14 protein-coding genes are annotated in these 23,528 nt (G+C 48.4%); 6 read left to right on the top strand and 8 right to left on the bottom strand.

The annotated features are described in order from the left end of the window. Nucleotides 1-28: 28 nt before the first annotated feature. The 4 genes from HB364_RS00910 to HB364_RS00895 form a co-directional block, all read right to left on the bottom strand. Entirely contained in the window at nt 29-4,372 is a 4,344-nt protein-coding gene (locus HB364_RS00910; RefSeq protein ID WP_167286018.1) for a PKD domain-containing protein, read from the bottom strand. A 70-nt stretch (nt 4,373-4,442) separates the two neighbouring features. After that, complete coding sequence (locus HB364_RS33455; RefSeq protein WP_167286017.1) at nt 4,443-9,257, bottom strand: PKD domain-containing protein; 4,815 nt, start codon at nt 9,255-9,257, stop codon at nt 4,443-4,445. 252 nt (nt 9,258-9,509) lie between these two features. Then, the gene (locus HB364_RS00900) at nt 9,510-9,923 is read right to left on the bottom strand and encodes a hypothetical protein (protein WP_167286016.1); all 414 of its coding nucleotides are present in this window, start codon (nt 9,921-9,923) and stop codon (nt 9,510-9,512) included. 99 nt (nt 9,924-10,022) lie between these two features. Next, the gene (locus tag HB364_RS00895; RefSeq protein WP_167286015.1) at nt 10,023-11,531 is read right to left on the bottom strand and encodes a carboxypeptidase M32; all 1,509 of its coding nucleotides are present in this window, start codon (nt 11,529-11,531) and stop codon (nt 10,023-10,025) included. A gap of 156 nt (nt 11,532-11,687) precedes the next feature. Between HB364_RS00895 and HB364_RS00890 the strand changes: the two genes are divergently transcribed. Continuing rightward, the gene (locus tag HB364_RS00890) at nt 11,688-14,114 is read left to right on the top strand and encodes a hypothetical protein (RefSeq protein WP_167286014.1); all 2,427 of its coding nucleotides are present in this window, start codon (nt 11,688-11,690) and stop codon (nt 14,112-14,114) included. Between the two features lie 60 nt (nt 14,115-14,174). On the opposite strand, the gene HB364_RS00885 is transcribed toward HB364_RS00890, so the two are convergent. Beyond that, nucleotides 14,175-14,777, bottom strand: a complete 603-nt coding sequence (locus HB364_RS00885; RefSeq protein ID WP_167286013.1) for a hypothetical protein — start codon at nt 14,775-14,777, stop codon at nt 14,175-14,177. Between the two features lie 162 nt (nt 14,778-14,939). Between HB364_RS00885 and HB364_RS00880 the strand changes: the two genes are divergently transcribed. Continuing rightward, a complete protein-coding gene (locus HB364_RS00880; protein ID WP_167286012.1) occupies nt 14,940-15,104 on the top strand; it encodes a bacteriocin in 165 nt (54 codons plus the stop codon). A 160-nt stretch (nt 15,105-15,264) separates the two neighbouring features. Beyond that, nucleotides 15,265-15,564, top strand: a complete 300-nt coding sequence (locus HB364_RS00875) for a hypothetical protein (protein WP_167286011.1) — start codon at nt 15,265-15,267, stop codon at nt 15,562-15,564. 205 nt (nt 15,565-15,769) lie between these two features. Here the strand turns inward: HB364_RS00875 and HB364_RS00870 are convergent, their stop codons facing one another. The 3 genes from HB364_RS00870 to HB364_RS00860 form a co-directional block, all read right to left on the bottom strand. Then, nucleotides 15,770-16,003 (bottom strand): helix-turn-helix domain-containing protein, encoded by a 234-nt coding sequence (locus HB364_RS00870; RefSeq protein ID WP_167286010.1) that lies wholly within the window; start codon nt 16,001-16,003, stop codon nt 15,770-15,772. Between the two features lie 128 nt (nt 16,004-16,131). Further along, on the bottom strand, nt 16,132-18,297 hold the full coding sequence (locus HB364_RS00865; protein WP_167286009.1) for a peptidase domain-containing ABC transporter: 2,166 nt from the start codon (nt 18,295-18,297) through the stop codon (nt 16,132-16,134). Nucleotides 18,298-18,339: 42 nt separating this feature from the next. Next, on the bottom strand, nt 18,340-19,497 hold the full coding sequence (locus HB364_RS00860) for an HlyD family secretion protein (RefSeq protein WP_167286008.1): 1,158 nt from the start codon (nt 19,495-19,497) through the stop codon (nt 18,340-18,342). Between the two features lie 567 nt (nt 19,498-20,064). On the opposite strand from HB364_RS00860, the gene HB364_RS00855 reads away from it, so the two are divergent. Genes HB364_RS00855 through HB364_RS00845 form a run of 3 tightly spaced genes read left to right on the top strand, consistent with a single transcriptional unit; the run spans nt 20,065 to nt 23,526 of the window. Next, nucleotides 20,065-21,162 (top strand): Nif3-like dinuclear metal center hexameric protein, encoded by a 1,098-nt coding sequence (locus tag HB364_RS00855; RefSeq protein ID WP_167286007.1) that lies wholly within the window; start codon nt 20,065-20,067, stop codon nt 21,160-21,162. 30 nt (nt 21,163-21,192) lie between these two features. After that, entirely contained in the window at nt 21,193-21,948 is a 756-nt protein-coding gene (locus HB364_RS00850; protein WP_167286006.1) for a zinc ribbon domain-containing protein, read from the top strand. A 48-nt stretch (nt 21,949-21,996) separates the two neighbouring features. Continuing rightward, nucleotides 21,997-23,526 (top strand): tetratricopeptide repeat protein, encoded by a 1,530-nt coding sequence (locus HB364_RS00845; protein ID WP_246228274.1) that lies wholly within the window; start codon nt 21,997-21,999, stop codon nt 23,524-23,526. The last annotated feature ends 2 nt before the right edge of the window (nt 23,527-23,528 follow it).

Here is a 23,528-nt window from a genome sequence, read left to right as displayed (position 1 = left end):
TTTATATGGTATAGTATCGGATTCATCATTATCTCAGCAAAGTTACGTTGCCCTTATACGGGACAACGGAAGCATTATCGCAAACAAATTCTATTACATAAATATACACATCCGCGTTTGCGGGTTTCCCCTTATAGGTCCCATTCCAGCCTGCACTGGCATCATTGACCATGAAATTGTGCTTTTCATATACCAGTTGCCCCCAGCGGTTAAAGATCTGCATCCTGTTCACACGGTCTATACTCCTGCCCCTGGGCATAAATACATCGTTCTGCCCGTCGCCATTGGGAGAGAAGGTATTGGGAACAAAATAATTCTCGGTATTGCATATTACGGTGAGCGTGATATCCTGGCTGGCAGAACAGCCATAGATATCTTCTACCTGTACCTTGTAGGTGGTGGTAAACTTTGGATCGGCATAAGGCGTGGGACAATCCGTGCAACTCAGGTTTTTAGGAGGTGTCCACATGTAAGTAGCCACATTGGGACTATAGCTTACCGGTATGGTGAGGCCCGTGCCCACGGGTATGGTGGTATTGCCATTAATCGTTATCACAGGTGTGGGTGGCACATAAATATTCTTTGAGGTATTGTCTTTACAGCCCAGCTTATTAGTGGTTTCCAGCGACACGGTATAGGTACCCGTTTGCCCATATTTTACAGCAGTATTTTGATCGGATGACTGGCCATTGCTGCCCAGGTTCCAGGACCAGGTAATAGCGGTATCCGGCACGGTGAGTGTTCCCTGTAATGCCAGTACTTCATTGATACAGGCTACAGTATCACCAACGATCAACGGATGTGGTGTGCCATATATCCTGATGGTATCTGTAATAGTATTGGTGCACCCGGTTTGTGTGGTTACCGTATGTTTTACCACATACGTGCCTGGTTGGGTAAACGTGTGGGTAGGATCAGGGTCTGATGTAGTGGTACCGTCATCAAAGTCCCAGACCCGTGTTACTACCGGGTCATTACCGATGGTATAATTGGTAAAATTAACCGTACCCACATCACAGAAGTTCTTCTTGTCTACACCAAACAACGGTAAAGCCCCGATCACCCGGATCGTACTGGGGCCGCCTACCATTACCTGGCAGCCCAGGCTATCCTGTAATAACATGGATGGTGGATAGAAACCAGGTTGCTTATAAAAATGCTGGAATACTTTATTTTGGGAGTTGTCCAACCCTCCATCTCCATAATAAAAAGTAAAGCGTGTGGAAGGCGGCGTAACCAGCGAAAAGTCTACCATCAAAGCGTTACAACTGGTGAGCGGACTATAATTCATCTCGGTAGTGGTGTACGGATTGTATACATTAATGGTGTCACTTACAGAGTCAAGACAACCTCCATATCCTATTACGTATAACTTGGCCTCATACGATCCATAAGTATTATAAAAGTGGTTGGGGTTGGGCAGGGTAGAGGTGCTTCCATCGCCAAAATCCCAGTAAAAAGACTCATAGTCTGTTCCCTTGAAGGTGAATTTGGTTTCCAGCAACGTGCAAATGGAACTGGTATCCCGTACATCAAAAGCCGGGAATGGCTTCTTCACGGTGATATAACCGGCTTTTGTAGCAGAGTCCTTACAGCCCACCGCATCGGTGATCACCAGCTTTACCGTGAAAGTACCGCTGGTGGCGTTGTACCGGTGTATCGGCGACTGGGCCGTTGAAGTATTGCCATCACCAAAGTCCCAGGACCAGGTTAAGCCGTTGCCGGAGGAAGTATCTTTAAAGGGCAGGTCGGTATTGGGACAAATGGTCGTGAAGTCAGCCGTAAAACCTGCTACCGGCTTACTGATCACAATCGTGTCGGTGGATGTATAAGTATCCGGACAATTGTTGTTATCTGTCACCGTCATCTTCACCACGAACCTGCCGGTATCGGCATAGGTATGCGTAAAGGGAGGCGCTGTAAATGTTTGGCTATTGCCATCACCGAAATCAAAGGTCCAGCTCTTAATACCTGCAGTAGCGGTAGACAGATCGTTGAAGGTGATATTGGTATTGCTGCATCCTCCCTGTTGAACCGGCGTAAAATTAGCAGTTGGGCCTGTAACGGTAATGGCAGCAGGAACGGTTTTCGTATCTGCACATCCATTGATATCAGTAATGCGTAGCGCAACAGCATAGGTACCTGCATTGGCAAAACTACTATCGATGGTTGGCCCTCCTACGGTAAAAGGACCGCCGCCTATTGACCATTCATATCGATTGATATTGGCCGCATTGCTATTGATAACCGTGGCAGTAAAAGATTCATTTTTACAAATACTGGCATCACTCAGGCTGAAATCAGCTTTCTCGCCTACCAGTTTGATCGGTTGTGTATATGTATGGGAACAAGTAGCGGTAGATACCGTGAGGGTAACAGTATAAGTTCCGAGGGCTGCATAAGTATGTGGTCCGGGATTGGCTGCGGTAGACGTACTGCCATCCCCAAAATCCCAGGCATAGGTTTCCGGTCCATACACAGCAGGATTTACCTTCGACTGGTTGGTAAAGCTAACCTGCATGCCGTTGGCGCAATTGACCAGGTAGGTAAAACTGGCAATCGGGGGCTTAATATGAACCACCTGGATGGCCGAAGTGGTCGCACATTTATTATTGTAGGCCCTGAGCCTTACAGAAAAGTAGCCGCTGTCGGTATACGTGTGAGCAGGATTTTGCTGGTTGGATGTGGTACCATCTCCAAAATCCCATTGCCATTCATCTACGCCGGGTGTAGCTGTTGACAGATCGGTAAACTGGATAGCATCCGATGCGCAGGCATCTGTTGGGGCAACGGTAAAATTAGCCACCGGTGGCGTACCGGTACGTATACCATTAATGAGTTCAACAGATTCCGTACAACCGCCTGTAGTAGTAATGGTAAGTTTAATCGTATAGGACCCGGCTGCCGGATAAATATGGGAAGGTCCGGTTGGAACGGTGGTGGTAGCCGTAAAGCCATCACCATACTCCCAGAAATAAGTGGCCACCCCATCAATGGCATTCGCATTGGCAGTGGGTGTAAAGGTATAAGGGATACAACCACCGGTAGGCGCATTGCCAAAAGCTATAGTGGGCTTAATAATGCGTACAAAAGCCGGTTTGGTAATAGTATTGGTACAGCCTAACCGCGAAGTAATGGTTAAGGTAACATCAAACTGGCCTTCTGCAGTATATGGATGCGCCGGATTGCGTTGGGTGGAAGTGTTGCCATCGCCAAAATCCCATTGCCAGGCCACCGCGTCGGGCGAGGCATCCTGGAAGTTGACCGTTAATGGCGCTCTACAGGCTGTTGTGACCGGCGCTGTAAAATCAACCACTGGTTTATCCATCACTACCAGGGGCCTTGATAAAGAGTCGGTGCAAGTAGCATAAACATTGATCAACTTGACCGTATAGTTACCCGGTGTAGCATAGCTACTGGTATCATGCAGGTTGTTGGATTGTAGCCCGTTCCCAAAATCCCAGGTACTGCTTAATGGCGCAGGTGAAGAAGTATTCTGAAAACTTACTGTTGTATTCAGGCATACCGTATCCGGGCTTGTAAAGGAAGTACCGGTACCATTAATGGTAATGGGTTTTTGGATGCTGCCCGAACAACCATACTCACTGGTGGCATTCAAAGTAACCGTATAAGTGGCGGCAGCGCCATAAGTGGCGGTAGGGTTTTCCTGTGTGGAACTTGTACTATTACCAAAATTCCATTGGTAGGTAATATTGCCCGGCCCGCTGGTAAGGTTGGTAAAGTTAACGTTAAAGGGCGGGCGGCAGGTAACCGGTGTGGCAAAATCAAAGTCGGGTATTACACCAGGCACAATACGGATATAGCGGCCAATGGAAACTACTGACTGGCAGCCTGTACTGCTAACTATTCTTAGGGTTACTGTGTAAAAACCGGTAGCGGTATACTGATGAGAAGGATGCTGTTGTGTAGAAGTAGTGCCATCGCCAAAATCCCAGTTCCAGGATACAATATTACCAGCAACAGGAAGACTCCGGTCCGTGAATTGTATGGTAGAGGGCACGCAACCCGTAGTGTAATTGGCAGTAAAACTTGCCTGGGGAGAAGGGTTTACTACAATATAATTGTTCTTGGTAATGCCATTGGTGCCGTCGGCATTCCGTACCACCAGGGTAATGTTGTAAACGCCCGGTGTGCTGAATGTTATAACAGGATTTTGCAGGTTGGAGAGGTTGCCACCGCCAAAATCCCAGTTCCAGAAGATGGGATTACCGGTAGAAAGGTCTTTGAAAGCAACGGTAAGTGGTGCGCAGCCTGCCACAGTATTGGCAGTGAACTCAGCTACGGGCGCCTGTGCCCGTGCCGATTGGATCCCAATAAGCAATAGTAGTATTACTAGCAGCTTTTTTGTCAAGTTGCGATGTTTGTGGTTTACAGAGATATTTTCAATAAGGGTACGTCCCGGTAAACAATAATGATACCACTTAACGGATCAGCGCCACATTACCTTTATAATTCAGGGTCACATTATTCTCACAGATCACTTCCATCGTGTACACATACACATCCTGGGGCGCCGGCTGTCCTTTATGCATCCCATTCCATCCCTTGCCGGCATCATTCGCCTGGATATTCATCTGGTCATACACCAGGTCGCCCCACCGGTTGAAGATCTTTAAGGACCGGATGGAGTATACTCCTTTCCCCCTTGGATAAAATACGTCATTATTGCCATCTCCGTTGGGCGAGAAGGTATTTGGCATGAATACATTGGCATTGTTGCAGAAAACAAACAGCGTTACCTTATCCCGGCTGATACAACCTCCTCCGTTCACCGCCTCCAGCGTATAAGTAATCGTTTGTTTGGGAGCGGCCACCGGCGTGGTACAGGTTATACAGCTTAACCCTGCAGACGGATACCATTTTAATGCCGTGACATCTTTTGAGATTTCCGGGGTTAAAGTCACCGAATTACCCACCGGTACCGTTTGGTCCTGCCCGGCCTCTATCACAGGGTACGCATATATTACCATCGACACATAGCCTGTATCGGCAAAACAATGCTGGCTATCCCTTCCTATCACGCGGTAAGTCACAGATGTATCGGGCCTTACAGTGGGGTTACTCCTGGTAGGATTGTCCATCCATACATGAGGGGTCCAGGAGTATTCTTCTGCGCCGGAAACCATCAGTTGGAAGGATTCTCCCTTACACAGGGTATCTCCCTTACCTGTTGTCATAGTAAACGGTTGTTTTACCTGTATCCGTATAGAATCCATAGCGGTACAGCCAAAAATATTCTTCCCGGTTACAGCATAGGTAATATCCTCCAAAGGAGATGCCAAAGGCGTGGCGCAATCGGTGCAGGATAAGGCAGTGGCCGGGAACCAGTTATATTGGGTAGCCCCGCTGCTGGTAAGGGTGGCGCCGGCATTACGGCAAATAACCTGGTCGGGGCCGGCGCTAACCGTTGGCAGGGGCCAGGCATTCACTGTTTTGAATACGGTATCGGTACAGCCCGATGTATTGGTAACTAACAGCCGGGCCTGGAATGCCCCGGCAGTAGCATAGGTCACTGCAGGCGGGTTTTGTACCTGGGCTGTAGTGCCATTGCCAAAATCCCACTGCCATTGCAGGGCAGCAGTATCGGGGCGCAACAGGCTGCCGCGGAATTGCAATAAGGCCGGCACACAAGCCCCGGCATCACCCTCAATGGCAGCCTGCGGGCTTTGTACAATCTTTAATGGCAACGGGGTCCGGGCTGTATCCAGGCAACCATGTTGCGTGGTTACTACCAGTTGAGGCGTGTATAGCCCGGATTGCTTATAATGGTGGGTGGGATTTTTTTCTGCTGAATGCTGTCCATCGCCAAATGTCCAGTTATAGCGGGTGATCAGGTCATTGGATACCGTGGTATTGTTGAATTGCACCAGGCCCGAATCACAAAGCAATTCCTTATGAGGGGCAAAGGTTGCCGCTACACCATAAATACGGATGGTATCTTTTCCCATCACCGGTACCCGGCAACCCTGTGCATCAATCAATACCAGTCTGGGGAGATATTCTCCCATAGCAGTATAAGTATGGGTAATAATCCTGTCATCGGTTTCGTCAACCGTACCATCATTATAATCCCATACGAAACCTACAGATTGATTGGTGGTGGCCGTAAAACCGATAGTGGTGGGTACGCAACCGCTGGTTTTGTCATACGTGAAAGTGCCCTTTGGTCCTTTTACGATGATGATTTTTATCAAAGAATCGATACAACCGCCCGGACTGGTAATGGTCAGTTTAGCCCGGTAAGTGCCGGGATAAGTATAAAAGTGGGAGGGATCAGCCAGCGTTGATGTATTGCCATCGCCAAAATCCCATTCAAGAAGGTTGTAGTGCAGGGACTGATTGGTAAAGTCAACCCGCAACGGCGGACAGGTAGCAAAGGAATCACTCATGCTGAAGCGGGCCCGCGGGTCCCTGATGCGGATGTACTGTTGCCGGGTCATTGAATCGGCACAACCATAGCGGTCGCTGGCGACCAGCTTCACCGTATAGTCGCCTTCCTGTGTATAGGTGTGGGCCGGTTGAGTGGCTGCAGTGGTTTGCCCATCGCCAAAATACCAGGTATATACCGGGCCGTTGCCGGTGGTCTTGTTAATAAACCGGACCGGTTTGCCTGTACAGGATAATGTATCGGGCGATTCAAACTGTACTACCGGTCTTGAAATAGTAACAGCATGTTGTATCGTGTGGGTGTCAGTACATCCCAGGTTATCCACCACGGTAAGCTGTACTGCATATACGCCGCTTTGTGTATACGTATGCTGGAATGGTCCGCTCGTCAATGTTTCAGTGGCCCCGTCACCATAATTCCATTTCCATTGTTGCACCGGATGTTGCCCGTCGGATTGGGAGGAATCGGCAAACAGGATAGTGGTATTGGTACATACTTCCGGGTTGAGTACTTTAAAGTCGGCCGTCGGACCGTTTACCTGGATATACAATGCTTTGCTCAGGGTGTCTGCGCAGCCATAAATATCTTTAATAATTAAGCGCACATTATATTGCCCGGCAGCAGGGAAGGTGAACTGCACAGAACGTCCGGCAGGAGTACCATAAGCCCTGTTGTCTTTGGTAATTGTCCAGGCATAGCTGGCGATATTTTGCGTCTGGCTGTTAATGGCGGTCAGCGTTACCGGCACATTCTTACAAATAACCGTATCACTGGCGGTAAAGTCGGCTTTTTCCGATACGATCAATACCTGTTTCGAAGTAGTATGTTCACAAGTGGTATTCTTTACAGTAAGGATCACAATATAACTGCCTGGACTGGCGTAGGTATGTACCGGGTGGCGCTGGGTAGATGTATGGCCGTCACCGAAATCCCAGGCCCAGGTAGTAGCGCCGATTGACTGATCGGTGAACCGGCGTGTAAACTTGATGCTACAATCAACAGTAGCAGTAATAAAGCGGGCGATGGGTGGCTTAATATGAATGTAACGGGGAATAGTGAGTGAATCCTGGCAACCATTGCTCCATACCACCAGTTTTACGTTAAAGTAACCGGTATCCTGGTATATATGGGAGGGATGTTGTATTGTTGAAGTGCTGCCATCACCAAAATACCAGCGCCAACGGTCGGCTTTGCCACCTGTGCTGCCATCAGTAAATTGAACGGCTTGAAAAGCGCATACATCCCTTGGCGTGGCCGTAAAAGCAACAATGGGTTTATTGCCCACCCGGATAGCGTCGGTCACCGACACTGAATCTGTACAGCCCCCGGCTGTCATATACACCAGTTTCACCGTATAAGTCCCCGGCTGCGTGTAGGTATGGGTAGGATTACTTCCTGTAGCCGTATTGCCATCGCCAAAATGCCAAACATAATTCACCAGCGCATCTACTGTATTAACAGTAAAGGATGGCCGCCAGGTATAAGGCAGGCAACCTTCCTGCGGCAGGCCGGTGATCGTTATCTGCGGCACTTTGATCTGCACATATTTACTTTTCACCAGTGTATCTGTACAGCCTGCTGCATTGGTAACGATCAGGGTAACATCATATTCCCCGGATACCTGGAAAGTATGGGAAACGTGCAGGCCTGTATCCTTACCGCCATCGCCAAACAACCATTGATAACGGGTAGCCCCTGCTGAAGTAGCCGTAAAGTTGGCAGTAAAAGGCGCTTTGCAGGAAGTGCTGTCATCTGCTGTGAAAGCGGCTTTTGCTTTGGGGGTTACCTGTATGTTTTTGGTAACAGAATCTTTACAGGAGCCAAAATCACTCACCAGCTTGATGGTATAATTGCCCGCCTGCGCATAAGTTTTAACAGGGTTCATGTCGGTAGAACTGGTGCCATCGCCGAAAGTCCAGTAAGCGGCTACTGGTGCAGGTGTGGTATTATTAATTAAAGCGAAGGGCTCATTGTTACAGATGAGTGCCGGAACGGTGAAACCTGCTTTTACAGTGCCGATATTAATGATATTTACCTGAACGATGGAATCTGCACAGCCGGTGTTATTGCGTACCACCAGCTTTACAGAGTAAGTGCCGGTAGCCGTATAGGTATGTACCGGGTTGGGTTGTGCAGACGTACTGCCATCACCAAAATCCCATTCATAGCTTAGCGTGCCGGTACCTGTACTCTTATTGGTAAAACGTACCGCTGTTGGCGGCTTACAGCTATTGGGAACAGCAAAGCCAAAGTCGGCCTTTACCCCGTTGTTCAGTTGAATATATTGGGTGCGGGTAATGGTTTGTGTACAGCCATAACTATTGCGGATACGCAGGGACACACTGTATTTGCCTGCTGCGGTATAACGATGTTCCGGGTTGGGGTCAGTAGCAATCGTGCCATCCCCGAAATCCCATTCGCGGGATACGATGGTACCATCTCCGGGGCTGCTCAGATCGGTAAACTGTACATTCAGTGGGAAGCAGCCTGTTGTATCGGAAGCAGAAAAATTAACGATGGGAGAAGCGTATACAGTGATATGGTTCACTTTGACAACAGAGTCGGCTTGTACGCCATTCCGTATCACCAGTTTGATGGTGTAAGTGCCGGGATTAAAATAAGTAGCGGCCGGATTTTGCAGAAAGGAGATCGTGCCATTGCCGAGGTCCCAGCGCCAATAAGTTGGGTTACCTGTAGATTCATCGGAGAACTTCACCACCAGGGGAGCGCAGCCGGCTGCGGGGGTAGCAGAAAATCCAGCTTTTAATTGGGCCTGTAGAACGTTACTGCATAGCAATAACAGGCAGCCAAAGAATACTGGACGGTATATGAGGCGTATAGTCCTCATAGAATATTGGGAATTTTGGGTGTTCTAAATTGTGGTTGGGATAAAGCAGTATAAAATTACGACTTTACCTATTCAAAGGAATGAAAAATGTTAATAGGAGCTGTCCGTGGCCGGGTGATAATCGCGGGAGGTATATGCTATCTTTTCGTTGCCTAAGTAAAATCCACTAAACCCCTGTAGAACCTTTACTACAGCAAATGTAGAAGTTATTAGCAGGAGTGAAGAGCAGGCCTGACAGAGCTTGCTCGATGTTTATTCCTTCTTGCGCAGGCGTAGGATATTCTTTCCTGTTGGTGTAGTCATTTCCGCTTTTACGTAATCGCGGGAGCTGTCTTTGATCTTCCAGGTGCCATTCAACTTTTTGACCGGGTCGGGAGCGGTGGGAAAGTCGGAAGTAATAGATATGTTGGAGACATCTTCTGCCCAGGTGCCATCATATACTTCAGCACCGCGGGTGCCTGTAACAGTACGGTCTTCTTTAAAGCGGAACAGGTAATTCAGGAAGTCGCTGGTAATATTGGCAGAGCCTTCAAAGTATTGCTCTACATACCACTCGCCGCTGGTCATAATGTCCAGCACTATTTGCTCCTTTTTTTTATCAATCAGCTTTTGGCAGGAAGAAGCCATCACCAGCCATACCAGGGCAAAGGGTATAAGTTTTTTCATATTGGATATTGAGTTGGCAAGTGGCGAGTGGTAAGTGGCCAGTGGGTTGATTGCTGAATTTTCAGCCCCACTCGCTACTCGCCACTCACCACTCGCTCCCTAAAATTTGTAAATATCTTGGTATTTGTCAAGCATGTACCGTAAAAAATGCTGAATATCGAGTACTTCCCCGCTCACTTCCCGGCTTAATTCCTCGCTGGTAAACTGGCGGCCATGCCGGTGCACCCCCTTACGGAGCCACTCTAACAGGGCTGCCGTATCGCCTTTTTGTACCTGGCTTTCCAGGCCGGGAATGGCCTGGCTGGCCTTGGCATAGAACTGGGCGGCATAAAAGCTGCCGAGGCTATAGGTGGGGAAATAACCAAAACTGCCATGGCTCCAGTGTACATCCTGCAGGCAGCCACACTTGTCATCGGGCACCTGCACACCCAGGTATTGCTCGTAATGATCATTCCACCAGGCTGGTATGTCGTTGGTTTGCAAGGTGTTTTCCAGCAACCGCTTTTCCAGCTCATACCGTATCATCACATGAAAATGATAGGTTACCTCATCGGCTTCCGTACGGATCAGGGAAGGCGTCACCTGGTTAATACCCTGATAAAAAGCCTCCGTCGTTACATCCTTCAGTTGTTCCGGGAAATATTGCTGTAACAGGGGGAAATAATGCGCGCAGAAGGCCCGGCTGCGGCCTACATGGTTTTCCCACAGGCGCGACTGGGATTCATGGATCGTGAGGGAGGCCGCCTCGCCCAGGGGAAGGCCATAAGCCTCGTCCGGCAGTCCCTGCTCATACAGGGCATGGCCTGTTTCATGGATACAGCTCCATACCATATTGCCCAGGTCGTTCTCATCAATACGGGTGGTGACCCGTACATCCCTGCTGTTGAAATTGATCGTAAAAGGGTGTTCCGATACATCCTGCCGGCCTGCTTCCAGGTCGTATCCCAGGTCTTTCAACACCTGCATGCCAAAAGCCCATTGCTGGTCTTTCGGGTAATGCCGGTACAGGAAAGCATTGCTCACCTGCGGGCGCGATTGGATCTTATTTAAAATATCCTTCAATGGCTGCCTGATCGTATTAAAAACACCATCCAATAGCTGCACATTCGATCCCTTGTCATACTCATTCAGCAAGGCATCATAGGGATGCTGCCGGTAACCCAATAATTGCGCTTCCTGCCTTTTCAGCACAATCAGTTTGGAAAGCTCCCCGGCAAACAGGCTGAAACTATTCGCCTTCCTGGCTTCCAGCCAGCTATGGAAGCATCTGTTCACCGTTTCTGTAAGCTCCCGTACAAATGCGGGGGTAAACTTCTTCTGCTTTGAATAATCTTCCCAGGTAAGGGCTACATTCTTTTTTTCAGTGGCCGTCAGGTCATCGCGCCCATTCAGTTCCTGCAACAAAGCGCCCAGGCTATCCGCTGTAAAGTGCTCATGGGCCAGTTCAGACAATGTAGCAATCTGTTGCCCGCGGATGATGGCCCCTTTGGGAGGCAGGTAAGTTTCCTGGTCCCATTGCAATAATGCGGAGGAATAACGGATGTCCGCTATCTTGCGCATCGTATTGGTATATTGTTGGTACAGCTTGTCTGAAGTGGTAGTGATCATATATAATTTTTTGCCGGTCGCTGAATCTAAACGCCAGATATTTTGTTTATGTACTATGTGAGGGATAAATGTAAAAGGCTTTTAACAATTCAACGACAAAAATTTATCGGTTTTAAGGCAATAAAGCCATTAATTTGTTAATAAGAAGTTCTATACATGAAATACGCATCCGTCTTTTATACCTTATTGGCCCTGTTCGTTTTATCCGTTATACCCCGGTTCAGCCATGCACAGCAGATAGATTCCATGATCAATGTGTACGGTGAACGTTTCCCGCAGGAGAAAGTGCATATTCATTTTGATAAAGCGGTCTATAACCCTGGCGAGACCATCTGGTATAAAGCTTACCTGTTTTCCGGGCTGCTGCCATCCGCCATCAGTCATAACTTCTATACAGAGTTGATCGACCCTTCCACCGGTAAGGTGCTGCAGCGGAAAATAACACCCATCTTTGAAGGTACTACTGCAGGCAATTTCGACCTGCCCCTGGCGCTCAGCAATACCAATATCATCTTCAAAGCCTATACTACCTGGATGCTGAACTTTGATACTGCATTCGTATATAGCAAAAATATCCGCATCGTTAACAAGAACACGGCTGCTGATAAAACACCGGCCGACAATAAGACCTCCCTCAAATTCTTCCCTGAAGGCGGCGATATGGTGGCAGAGCTTTCCAATCCTGTAGCTTTTAAAGCAGTGGACAGGTATGGTTTCCCGGTAGGGGTAAAAGGCGTGGTGAAGAATGCCAAAGGCGTTGAGGTAGCTTCTTTCAGCAGCTTGCATGATGGTATGGGGAAATTTGAACTGGAGCCGGCTGCCAACACCACCTATTATGCAGAATGGAAAGATGAAAAGGGCAAATCCTATAAAACCGACCTGCCTGCTGTAAAACCCAGTGGCGCTTTGCTGCAGATGATCGGTTCTGAAAAACTGCAGTCTTTCATTATCAAACGTTCTACTACTGCACCACCCGCATTGCAGCGGCTGTACCTGGTGGGAAATATGTACCAGCAGGTAGTATACAAAGCAACCATTAATCTTTCCAGTAATTTCATGACCAGTGGCACTATTCCGCTCTCCGAGCTACCCAGCGGTATCCTGGAATTGACATTGTTCAATGCCAACTGGCAGCCACTGGCCGAGCGTATCGTGTTTATCAACAAGGAAGACTATGTATTTGATGCCGTCATCAACCCGCTTACCCGCAACACCAATAAACGGGGTAAGAATGTAATTACGGTAGAAGTGCCGGATACCCTGCGGTCTAATCTTTCGCTCTCCATTACAGATGCTGCTGTAGCGGATAAAGGGGAAGACAATATTATTTCCCGTCTTTTACTGAGCGGTGATATCAGGGGATATGTGCATGAGCCTTCTTATTACTTTAATGTAGTAGACGATTCCACCCGTTATTACCTGGACCTGGTAATGCTTACCAATGGCTGGCGCCGCTTTAAGTGGGAGGACCTGGCTGCCGGTAAGTTGCCTGTCATTAAATACCCACGCGATAATTACCTGGCCTTAAAAGGAGAAGTGCTGGGCATGCCGGCCAGTCAGATACCTGCTGGTTCTTCCATCAATGCCTTCATGGAATCCAAGGATTCTTCCCGTCAGTTCTTCTCGCTTCCATTGGATGGCCGCGGGCAGTTTAAAGAGGAAGGCCTGATATTTTTTGATACAGTAAAAGTGTATTACCAGTTTAACAAGGACAAGCGGATGACCGAAAGGGCCGTGGTGAACTTTAACAATGGCACCTGGCGGGGATTGAGTACCCTGCCGCTGGATTCAGCCTGGCGTATACCGGTGCCGCTGGATACACAGGCTTTGAACAGGAGCCGTTATATGGCTGCCGAAGCAGAGCGGGTGAGGCCTGAGTTGGATAAACGGATCAAAACACTGGAGGCCGTTACAGTAAAGGCCAGGCAGCGTTCTACCAAAGACCTCATGGATGAAAAATATGCCCGCGGGTTATTTGCCGGTGGCGATGCCATCTCTTTTGATATGGTCAATGATCCCTTTGCCCAGTCGGCCCAGAACATCTTCACATTCCTGCAGGGCAGGGTGGCGGGGTTACAGGTCAATATGAACGGGGCCAATGGACCTACCTTAACCTGGCGTCAATCCAATACCTCTTTGTTCCTGGATGAAATGCCGGTAGATGCCAGCATGATCCAGAACCTACCGGTATCAGATATTGCTTATGTAAAAGCATTCCGTCCGCCCTTCTTTGGTGCTTCAGGAGGCGGCTCCGGCGGCGCTATTGCCATCTATACCCGGAAAGGCAACGATGCCAAACCCAATACCAGTGTGCCGGGTGGCATGGAAAAGAACCAACTGGCAGGTTATGCTTCCCTGAAGCAGTTTTATGCACCGGATTATACTAAAGAGTCAGACCTCTTTGAGGTATCCGATGTGCGTACCACGCTTTACTGGTTGCCCTATATACTCACCGATAAATCATCCCGCAGACATACCATTACCTTCTACAACAACGATGTTACCAAGCGCATCAAGATCATCATGGAAGGCATGAATGAAGAGGGAAGGCTGGTAAGGATAGAGCGGCTGATTGAGCAGTAAGAAATATAGGTAGTATAAAATACTGATCCGCTACCGTTGTTCCGGTAGCGGATTTTTTTGTTAGTTCCTGATCACAGTAATTGTTTTAGAGGCAGGGGTGGCGGAAGGTGCTGCAGTTGCGGAGTCGGCGGTAGAGTCGGCGGTGGCGGTGGAATCAACTGCCGGGGGCAACTTATTATTATAAGTAAGCAAAAATGCCTGGTACATCTTCATCATGGGCCCGCTCAGCCGTAACTGGTCGTTTTGCAGGTCATCAATAATACCACTGGCATGCAGGGTATCATTCACCTTGCTGATCGCAAACCGGAGCGTATAGGCAAGGTCCTGTTTAGGCTTGTTCACTTCTATATCATAAAACCAGGCATGGTCATAATCCAGGTAAAAAGTGGCCGATTGATAGTGTTTATCAAACGCATTGGTGGCGCTGTCCAGGGATACCTGCTTCAAGGGTATGGAATCCCGCTCATACCAGGTGCTGTCTTTATAGGTAATTTCAGTGGGATTGTAAGCGACAAATAACCGGATCTTACTACGTATGGAGTCGGGAGTGCCCTGCAGGATGATCGTATCATGGGGGGCAATCGGCTTCTTTTTTGTGGCAAAATAGTACATGCCCCCTCCGGCCAGCATCATCACTATGAGAATCAGCCAGGTTGTGCGCATTTTGTTTATTTTCTTGGTTGTTGTACAAATCTATACAATTTATGTGCCCGACCTTTTTAAACCTCCCGGGTTTAATTTATCCATGATACGGTTAGGTTGGTCCGTTTGCTTCAGTCAACTTTATGCCATCAAAATTATTGTTCACTTTAAAGCATTATGGTTATGAAAAACACACAATTCACTCCGCTTACGGAGAAAGAAATGATGCAGGTAAACGGTGGTGGCATATTGGATAGCATTCCACTCGTAGGCCCATTGCTGTCTCCTGTCCTGGGTATTGCTCAGCAATTGCTGGCTTCCCTTGGCCTGCCCAATCTACCTGTATAAGGGTATCGGGAATATATCGTAAGGGAAAAGCCGGGCGCACAAACCGGCTTTTTTTTATTACAACCTGTGGCTATAATTTAACCATGTGGTGGTTAGGTAAATAGGTGGATAAAAAGCAATTTTATCAGGTAAAATATTCCTTCATTTTTAAAAGCGTTTTATGAAAAACTTCGATCAATTCACAGCATTATCTGCAACAGAGCTGGCAGACATTAATGGCGGCGGTCCATTCGATGGTATGTGGACCGGTGTTAATAACCTGTTTACTGGTATGGGCAATACCTTTACTGGTTTAGGCGGTGTAACTACCGGCGCTGGTAATGCGCTCACACTTACTGGTGCAGGTACAGGTAGTGCATTGAATAGCGCAGGTCTTTCCCTGCTCCAATTAAGCGCTGGCGGTAGTGGTGGCCTGAACACCCTGATCGGCAACCTGGGTGGCATCACCCTGCCTATTTAATCATTATTCCTGTCCTGACTTCACTCAATCCAGGAAACGTCCTATTTCCCTACATCGGTTTATACTCCCAGGCATATCCTGGTTAGGAACTGGTGCAGTACAACGTATTCACTTGGACGGTGGCAGGCATACAGAAATGCTTACCTTTTCTGAAGCCTTAAAGGCCGGTTTTATACCGGCCTTTTTTCATGCACCATACTACATACTAGGGCATCTCTACCATATCCAATAATTCAGCAGGTTTGATCTGCAGTATCTGGCATACTTCATAAAACCGGTCAAGTGTAAGCGGTGTTTTACCATTTTCAAGCCGGCTATAGGCATTTTGCGAAATGTGCAACATAATCGCCATATACTCCTGTGAGTACTCCCTGCTCCTTCGTAAGATCCTGATCTTTGTTGCAATCAATTCTGTAGGTGATATGGTTTGTGGTAACATAATTTCATCAGGTTTTTGGATTGCCCCCTTGCCATGCTTGCGGGCCTTGTTTTTCATGTAAAGAATATATAAGGATAACAATAACGGCAGCTACATGGACATAACTGCCCGTTTTCACCAACTATGTCTCAATAATTCGTAACCATTCCCTGGTGTTGCTCCCATAACTGGGCATACATCGCCTTATTGGCCAACAACTGTTCATGTGATCCTTCCTCATATAATTGTCCGTTCTTTAATACCACGATCTTGTCGGCCCGTATAATCGTACTAAGCCGGTGGGCGATGATAATAATGGTTTTGCCGGCTTTGCGCCATCGCTGTAAGGTGCTTTGTACCAGTTGGTCGGCGATAGGGTCCAGGGAAGAAGTGGCTTCATCCATGATCAGGATATCAGGCTGCCGGTACAGCGCGCGCGCAATGGCCAGCCGCTGCCGCTGTCCGCCGGAAAGGGTGGCGCCATGCTCGCCCAGCCAGGTATGGAAACCTGAAGGCAACTGCTCAATAAATTCGAGCATGCCCAGCTCCGTAGCAATCGTGATTACGCTTTGCATATCCGGCTCCAGGTCGCCGATAGCGATATTTTCCAATACCGTACCGGCAAACAGGTCCACGTGTTGCGGCACCACGCTTACCCGCTGCCGCAGGCTTTCTATGTCCAGGTACTTAATATCCTTGCCGCCGATGCTGATATGCCCGCTCCTGAGCGGATAGATATTTTGCAATAAAGACATCAGGGTAGACTTACCACTACCGCTTTCCCCTACAATGGCGGTGATACAACCGGCAGGTATGGTAAGGTTGAATCCACGGAATACTTCTGTACGGGAACCATAACGGAAACCTACATCCTGAAAAACAATTTCACCGGTAGTGCCGGGTGCCAGCTTCATCTTGTGCGTACTGTCTTCCTGCTCCAGGTCCATGATCTCAAAAAGACGATCAGCCGCAATCAGGGCGTCCTGCATACTCTTATTGGCGCCTATAATACTCATGGCCGGCCCGGTGAAATAACCTACCAGGGCATAAAAAGAAAGCAGCTCACCTGCGCTCAGGCTACGGTTCACCACCATGGTGGCCCCTGTCCATAACAGCACCACTACCAGCAGACTGGTGGCGAAGCCTGCCACGCCGCCGGAATAAATATTGAACAGGGCCGATTTATAAATGGTTTGCAGCAGCCGGATGAACCTGGATTCTGTTTTCATATTGGCATGTTCTTCCAGCCCAAATCTTTTAATCGTACTAATGGTGTTCAGGGACTCTACCAGTTGCCCGCCCAGCTCCGCATTGTTTTCCATCAGTGTGCGTTGCCATTTTTTATTGAACCGGTTGCTGGCCATATACAACAGGATGTATACCGGAATGATGGTAAGTACCAGCAGGGCCAGCTTCCACTGATAGAGGAACATGACCAGGAAAGAAAAAACGACTATGAAGATATTCACCACCAGGCCGGTGGCGGTTTCATTAATGAAGGAACGGATCTTAACGGCATCTGTCACCCGGGAAGTGATCTCACCCACCCGCATGGTGTCAAAGAATTGCTGGGGTAGTTTCAACAGGTGTTTGTAATAGCCGAGTATGAGACGGGCATCTATCTGCTGGCCCGTCTTCATGGCAAAGACACTCTTGAAGCTGCCAATGAATAACTGTAGTACCAGTATCAGCAGCATGATCACGCCCATCATATTCAGTAACCGGGTATTGCCGCCGATCAATACATGGTCTACTATATTCTGTACATACAGGGAGGTGGCCAGGCCAAGAATGGTATATACGGCGGCGCCAACAATCACCTGGAGGGTCACTTCTTTGTGTGGCCGCAATAACAACCAGAAACGGCGCAGGTGGGAGATCTTTTCATTGCCTTCCCGGAAGGTCGTTGCCGGCAGCAGTAATACGATCACGCCTGTCCAGATATCCTGAAAAGCGGTAGGGGGATATTGATGCAGTTCTCCGTCTGCCGGGTCCATCACCTGTATGAACGCTGTTGTAACCTTATAGATCACTACATAATGGCTCAGCCGTTTGTTGAGCACTACATGGGCGATGGCCGGTACAGGCATATTGAGCAAGGCTTCGAAAGGCCCTTTCACGCCTTTGGCCTCGAAACCTATTTTCTGGGCTGCTTCAATCAATCCCAGCACATTGGTGCCCTTTGTGTCGGTACCCGCATATTGGCGGATGTTGGCGATGGGTAGCTGAAGGTTATAATAAGCGGCTATGGATTGCAGGCAGGCTGCTCCGCAATCGGTAACATCGTGTTGTTTTACTTTGATGGTTTTTTTCATGGTATTGGTACAGATAAAACGGGTCCAGGTATAACAATTATTTTATTGGGCGGCTTTGGCTGTTGAGTGAGGGTTCAGCCAGCTATCGGCCCTTTCATATACTAATTGCAACAAACTGCGGCGGGCCAGGATAAACCGGCATTGCATCGTCATGCCTTTTTTCAGGTATCCCTTTACCCCATTGGATAATTGCAAGGCGCTTTTATCAAGGTTGCACTTTACCTTGAATACCGGTAAGTTGTTGATCATCGTAAAATCATTGTCTACCGATTGCACCTTGCCGGGCAGGATGCCCCAGGAATTATAATTAAAGGCATCTATCTGGCATTTCACCGGCATGCCGGGCCGGATATAACCAATATCCTGGGGAGATACATATACTTCGGCCATCATGCCCGAGTCGGGCGATATATAGCCCAGCAATTCGCCTGTTTGCACAGGGCCGCCTGCATAGCGGCCGCTGAATTGTTGCAGGGTTCCGCTTACCGGTGCCCTGATCTCCAGCAGGTCTTTCTCTTTTTGTACCTGCTTTTTGCTGGCCTGCCATTGCCGGCTTTCGAGGCGCAGGCGTTCCAGTTCCTGCTGCCACTGACTTTGCTGGGCGGCTATGGCTGCCTGGTATACAGCCCTGGCCTGCTCATAGGCATATTTCTTTTCGAAGTATTCTTTTTTGGCGATCACCTTTTCATCGTACAGCTTACTGTACATCTGGAAGTCTGATTTCAGCTTATCCAGTACTGATCGCTTTTCGGCCAGGTTGGCCTGGAAGCCAAGGTATTGTTGTTTATAGAGGTTGGAATAGAGGCGTGCGGTACCGGCTCCTTTAGCCAGCAGGGCCAGGTCATGTATATGGGTTTCCCGCTGGGAAAGCTCAAAGCCTGCCTGGTCCAGCTTACTATTGGTAATATCCTGTTGCAGGCGCATGAGCAACTGTCCCTGCTGTACGGGTGAACCTTCCTGCACCAGCACTTCGGCAATATTGGCGCTGGCAAGACTGCGCAATTCCGATTTTTCTGTGAAAGGCCGTATAATGCCGGGAACATTTACGGAAACATCTACTTTGATGAAGATGGAAGCCAACAGGGTAGCCACTACTGCACCCAATACAATGATATAAATGAGCTGACTTTTAGGCTGCACTTTAGGCAGCCAGGCATACGCGGAATCCTGCATCATCTCGGCCGGGAAAATCCTGGGCATGAGTTCTCGGTTTGGTTATACAAACAAATTTTTAAAGGGGCAATAAAGGCATATCACACACAGGAGTAAAAAGGAGACCGGTTTTGTACTAATAATCAGAGAGAGTATTGGGTATCCAGGGCATCATCCATTTCATCCGGACAAATCTGATCCGGATTTGATATTAGCCAAAAATAATATAACAAAATGACATGGCATAGTCTTAAACATTATACGCATATTTTAACCACGTAGGTTTTAAATTAGTCAGCGACCGTCTATTTTAAAACTGCGGTCGCTATTTTAATCCCTTCATGTGTAGCTGTTTTCGGTCGGGCAAAGGTCCTTTCTTCCTGGCTTCCTCTACCTGCCATCCTGAGGTCATCCTGGGGTCATCTTAGGGTCATCCTAGGGTTTTCTTAGGGTTTTAACCCTAAGATGATCTTAGGATGACCCTAAGAAAACCCTAAAAAAACCTGGAGATAGAGCCAGGAGCATAGGTTGATGACTAAAGGATAACAGGCAGCAAGAACTTATTTTGACGGGTAGCGACCGTATTGCTATTATCTTTGAAAGCAAATGAGTGCCATGCACATAGCTGCCATCATAGCCCATCTCGAAGCCATAGCGCCGCCTTCCTTGCAGGAAGGGTACGACAATGCGGGCCTGCTCACCGGCGATGCCGGCTGGGAGTGTACCGGGGCGCTTTGTACCCTCGATGCCACGGAAGAAGTGGTGCAGGAGGCCATCGCCCGTAAATGCAACCTTATAGTGGCCCACCATCCCATTGTTTTTGGCGGATTGAAGAAGATCAACGGGAAGAACTATGTGGAGAAAGCAGTGATAGCGGCCATTAAGAACGATATCGCCATTTATGCTATCCATACCAACCTGGACCATGTAATGGCCGGGGTGAATGGTAAAATGGCCGACAGGCTGGGGCTGGTAAAAAGAAGCATCCTTGCTCCCAAAGCATCTACCCTGAAAAAGCTGTTCACCTTTGTGCCGTTGGCCCAGGCCGAACAGGTGCGGGCAGCCATTTTTGCTGCCGGGGCCGGTCATATCGGCCAGTACAACGAATGCAGCTTTGGCGTGGAGGGTACAGGCACCTTTAAAGGGGGAGAAGGCACCAATCCCTTTGTGGGGCAGCCCGGGGAGCGACATGAGGAGAAGGAATTGAAGCTGGAGGTCATCTTCCCGGCCCACTTGCAGGCCGCCGTAGTAAGGGCCCTGATAGCCGCCCATCCTTATGAGGAAGTGGCCTATGATGTGGTAGACCTGGCCAATACCCACCCGGGCATCGGGGCCGGGCTCCTGGGCGAACTGCCCGACCTGATGGAAGAAAACGCCCTCCTGGCCCTGATTAAGAAGCAGTTCGGACTGACGGTCATACGGCATACTCCCTTGCTCGACAAGCCGGTAAGGAAGGTGGCACTCTGTGGAGGAGCTGGCAGTTTCCTGGTTCCCAGGGCTTTAGCTGCCGGGGCCGACATGTATATCACCGCCGATATGAAATACCACGAGTTTTTTGACGCCAACGGCCGGATGGTAATTGCCGATATCGGCCATTTTGAAAGCGAGCAGTTTACCGCCGACCTGCTGGTGACGGTTTTGCAGGAAAAATTCACTACCTTTGCCGTCCTTAAAAGCGAAGTGAAAACCAATCCGGTACATTACTTCGTCTGATCTGCAAATAAAAAAACCATAAAAGCATATATGGCTAACGTAAAAGAGTATTCTGTTGAGGAAAAATTATCCTCACTGGTCTCCCTCCAAAAGATCGAATCTAAAATTGATGAGATCCAGGTATTGAAGGGTGAGTTGCCAATGGAAGTGAGCGACCTGGAAGACGAGATACAGGGTTTACATGCCCGCCAAACGCGTATTGAAGAAGAGATCAACGGTATCCAGGAATTCATCAATACCAAGAAGAACCTGATCAAAGAAGCTGAAGCACTGATCAAGAAATACGAAAAACAGAGTGAGAACGTAAAGAACAGCCGTGAGTTTGAAGCGATCAACAAAGAGATCGAAATGCAGCAACTGGAAATGAAGCTGGCCGAAAAGCATATCCGCGATGCCAATGAAGAGATCGCTGAGAAAGTGGTGATCCTGGACAAGGCAAAAAAGAACATCGCTTCCAAAGAAGGCGTGCTCAATACAAAGAAAGGTGAACTGGAAAAGATCATCGCTTCTACAGAAAAAGAAGAAACACATTTCAACAAACTGTCTTCTGATGCCCGTGAAAAGGTAGAAGAGCGTTTGTTAAATTCCTATGACCGCATCCGTAAGAACTACCGCAATGGTCTTTCCGTAGTACCGGTAGAGCGTGATGCCTGCGGTGGTTGCTTCAATGCCATCCCGCCCCAACGCCAAAGCGAGATCCGTCAGCGTAAGAAGATCATTGTTTGCGAAAACTGTGGTCGTATCCTGGTTGACCGTGACCTGTTTGACAGCGTGGAAGTGAAGTAGATGTAAACACTCCCTGGAGTGGTATAAATATTGAAAAGGTATTCAGCCATGAATACCTTTTTTTATTATGCCTATATTGCAGCCGCTATGAACTACCGGCCATATTGCTATATCCTGTTGTTTTTACTGGTACCGGCCTTGTCTGTAACTGCACAGAAGACTTTCGACTTCAATGCCACCTGCCGGCAGGCATACAAAGAGATCATTCAATTAAAACTGGAAAATGGCCAGCGCTTGTTGAATGCCGAGAAGGAACAGCATCCGGATAACCTCATTCCTTATTTCCTCGAAAATTATATTGATCTCTTTACCCTCTTCTTTAATGAAGACCCGGCCGAATATAAAAAGCGTATCAACAACCTCGATGAACGCCTGAAGCTGATGAATACAGGCCCGGAAAACTCCCCCTTCTATCTCTATACAAAATCTGTTCTGCACTTTCAATGGGCGGCTATCCGTATCAAGTTTGGCGATCGCTGGGATGCGGGCTGGGACTTCCGGCGTTCCTTCCTGCAGGCAAAAGACAATGGGAAGGAATGGCCTTCGTTTTCACCCAACGGGCTGTATTATGGCGCTATGCAGATGGTAACAGCTACTATACCAGACGGCTATAAATGGCTCAGCAACCTGCTGGGCATGAAAGGCAATATGAAAGCAGGCATGCAGCGGGTAAAGCAGTTTTTGCAGGGTACGGATGAATGGGCGCAATTGTTTCATGAAGAAGCCATATTCTACTATTGCTACCTGCAGTTTTATATTAACAACGATAAAAAAGGAGTAGCGGACTTCATTGCGCAGCAACAACTGGATGTGGTGAACAATAACCTGTTTGCCTACCTCGCTGCCAACCTCAGCATCAATAACCAGCAGGCGGAAAAAGCCAAACAGGTACTGGAGGCGAGGAACCGGTCAGCCGGTTATCTCGTAACGCCTATATGGGACCTTGAAATGGGATATGCCAAACTGAATCACCTGGAGCCTGATGCGGCCATTTATTTTGAGAACTTCCTGCGCGATTTCAAAGGGAAGTTCTATGTAAAGGATGTGCTGCTCAAGTTAAGCTGGCATTATTACCTGCAGGGTGATCAGGCAAAAGCCGATTGGTACCGCAAAGAGATCGCTAAAAGAGGTAATACAGATACGGATGCAGATAAGCTGGCGCAAAAAGAAAGCAAGTCTACCCGCTGGCCCAACCGCTTATTGCTGCAGGCGCGGCTACTGAATGATGGCGGATATCATCGGGAAGCCCTGCGTTTGTTGCATGGCAAAACGACGGCCGGTTTTGCCCTGGTGGAAGACCGCCTGGAGTTTGCCTACCGTGTGGGGCGGCTGTATGACGACCTGGGCGTTGACGATGACGCCATTGTCTTTTACAAAGACGCCATCGCCATTGGCGAAAACCGGAAAGAATATTTTGCGGCCCGGGCAGCCCTGCATATTGGTTTCATTTATGAAGAGCGGAAAGATAAACAGGCGGCCATTTCCTGGTTTGAAAAATGCATCAGCATGAAAGACCATGACTTTAAAAATTCACTGGACCAACGGGCGAAATCCGGCATCGGGAGGTGTAAGGAATGAGG

Source organism: Paraflavitalea devenefica (assembly GCF_011759375.1).
GTDB classification, from domain to species: domain Bacteria; phylum Bacteroidota; class Bacteroidia; order Chitinophagales; family Chitinophagaceae; genus Paraflavitalea; species Paraflavitalea devenefica.
This window is presented reverse-complemented; position numbering and strand designations above follow the sequence as displayed.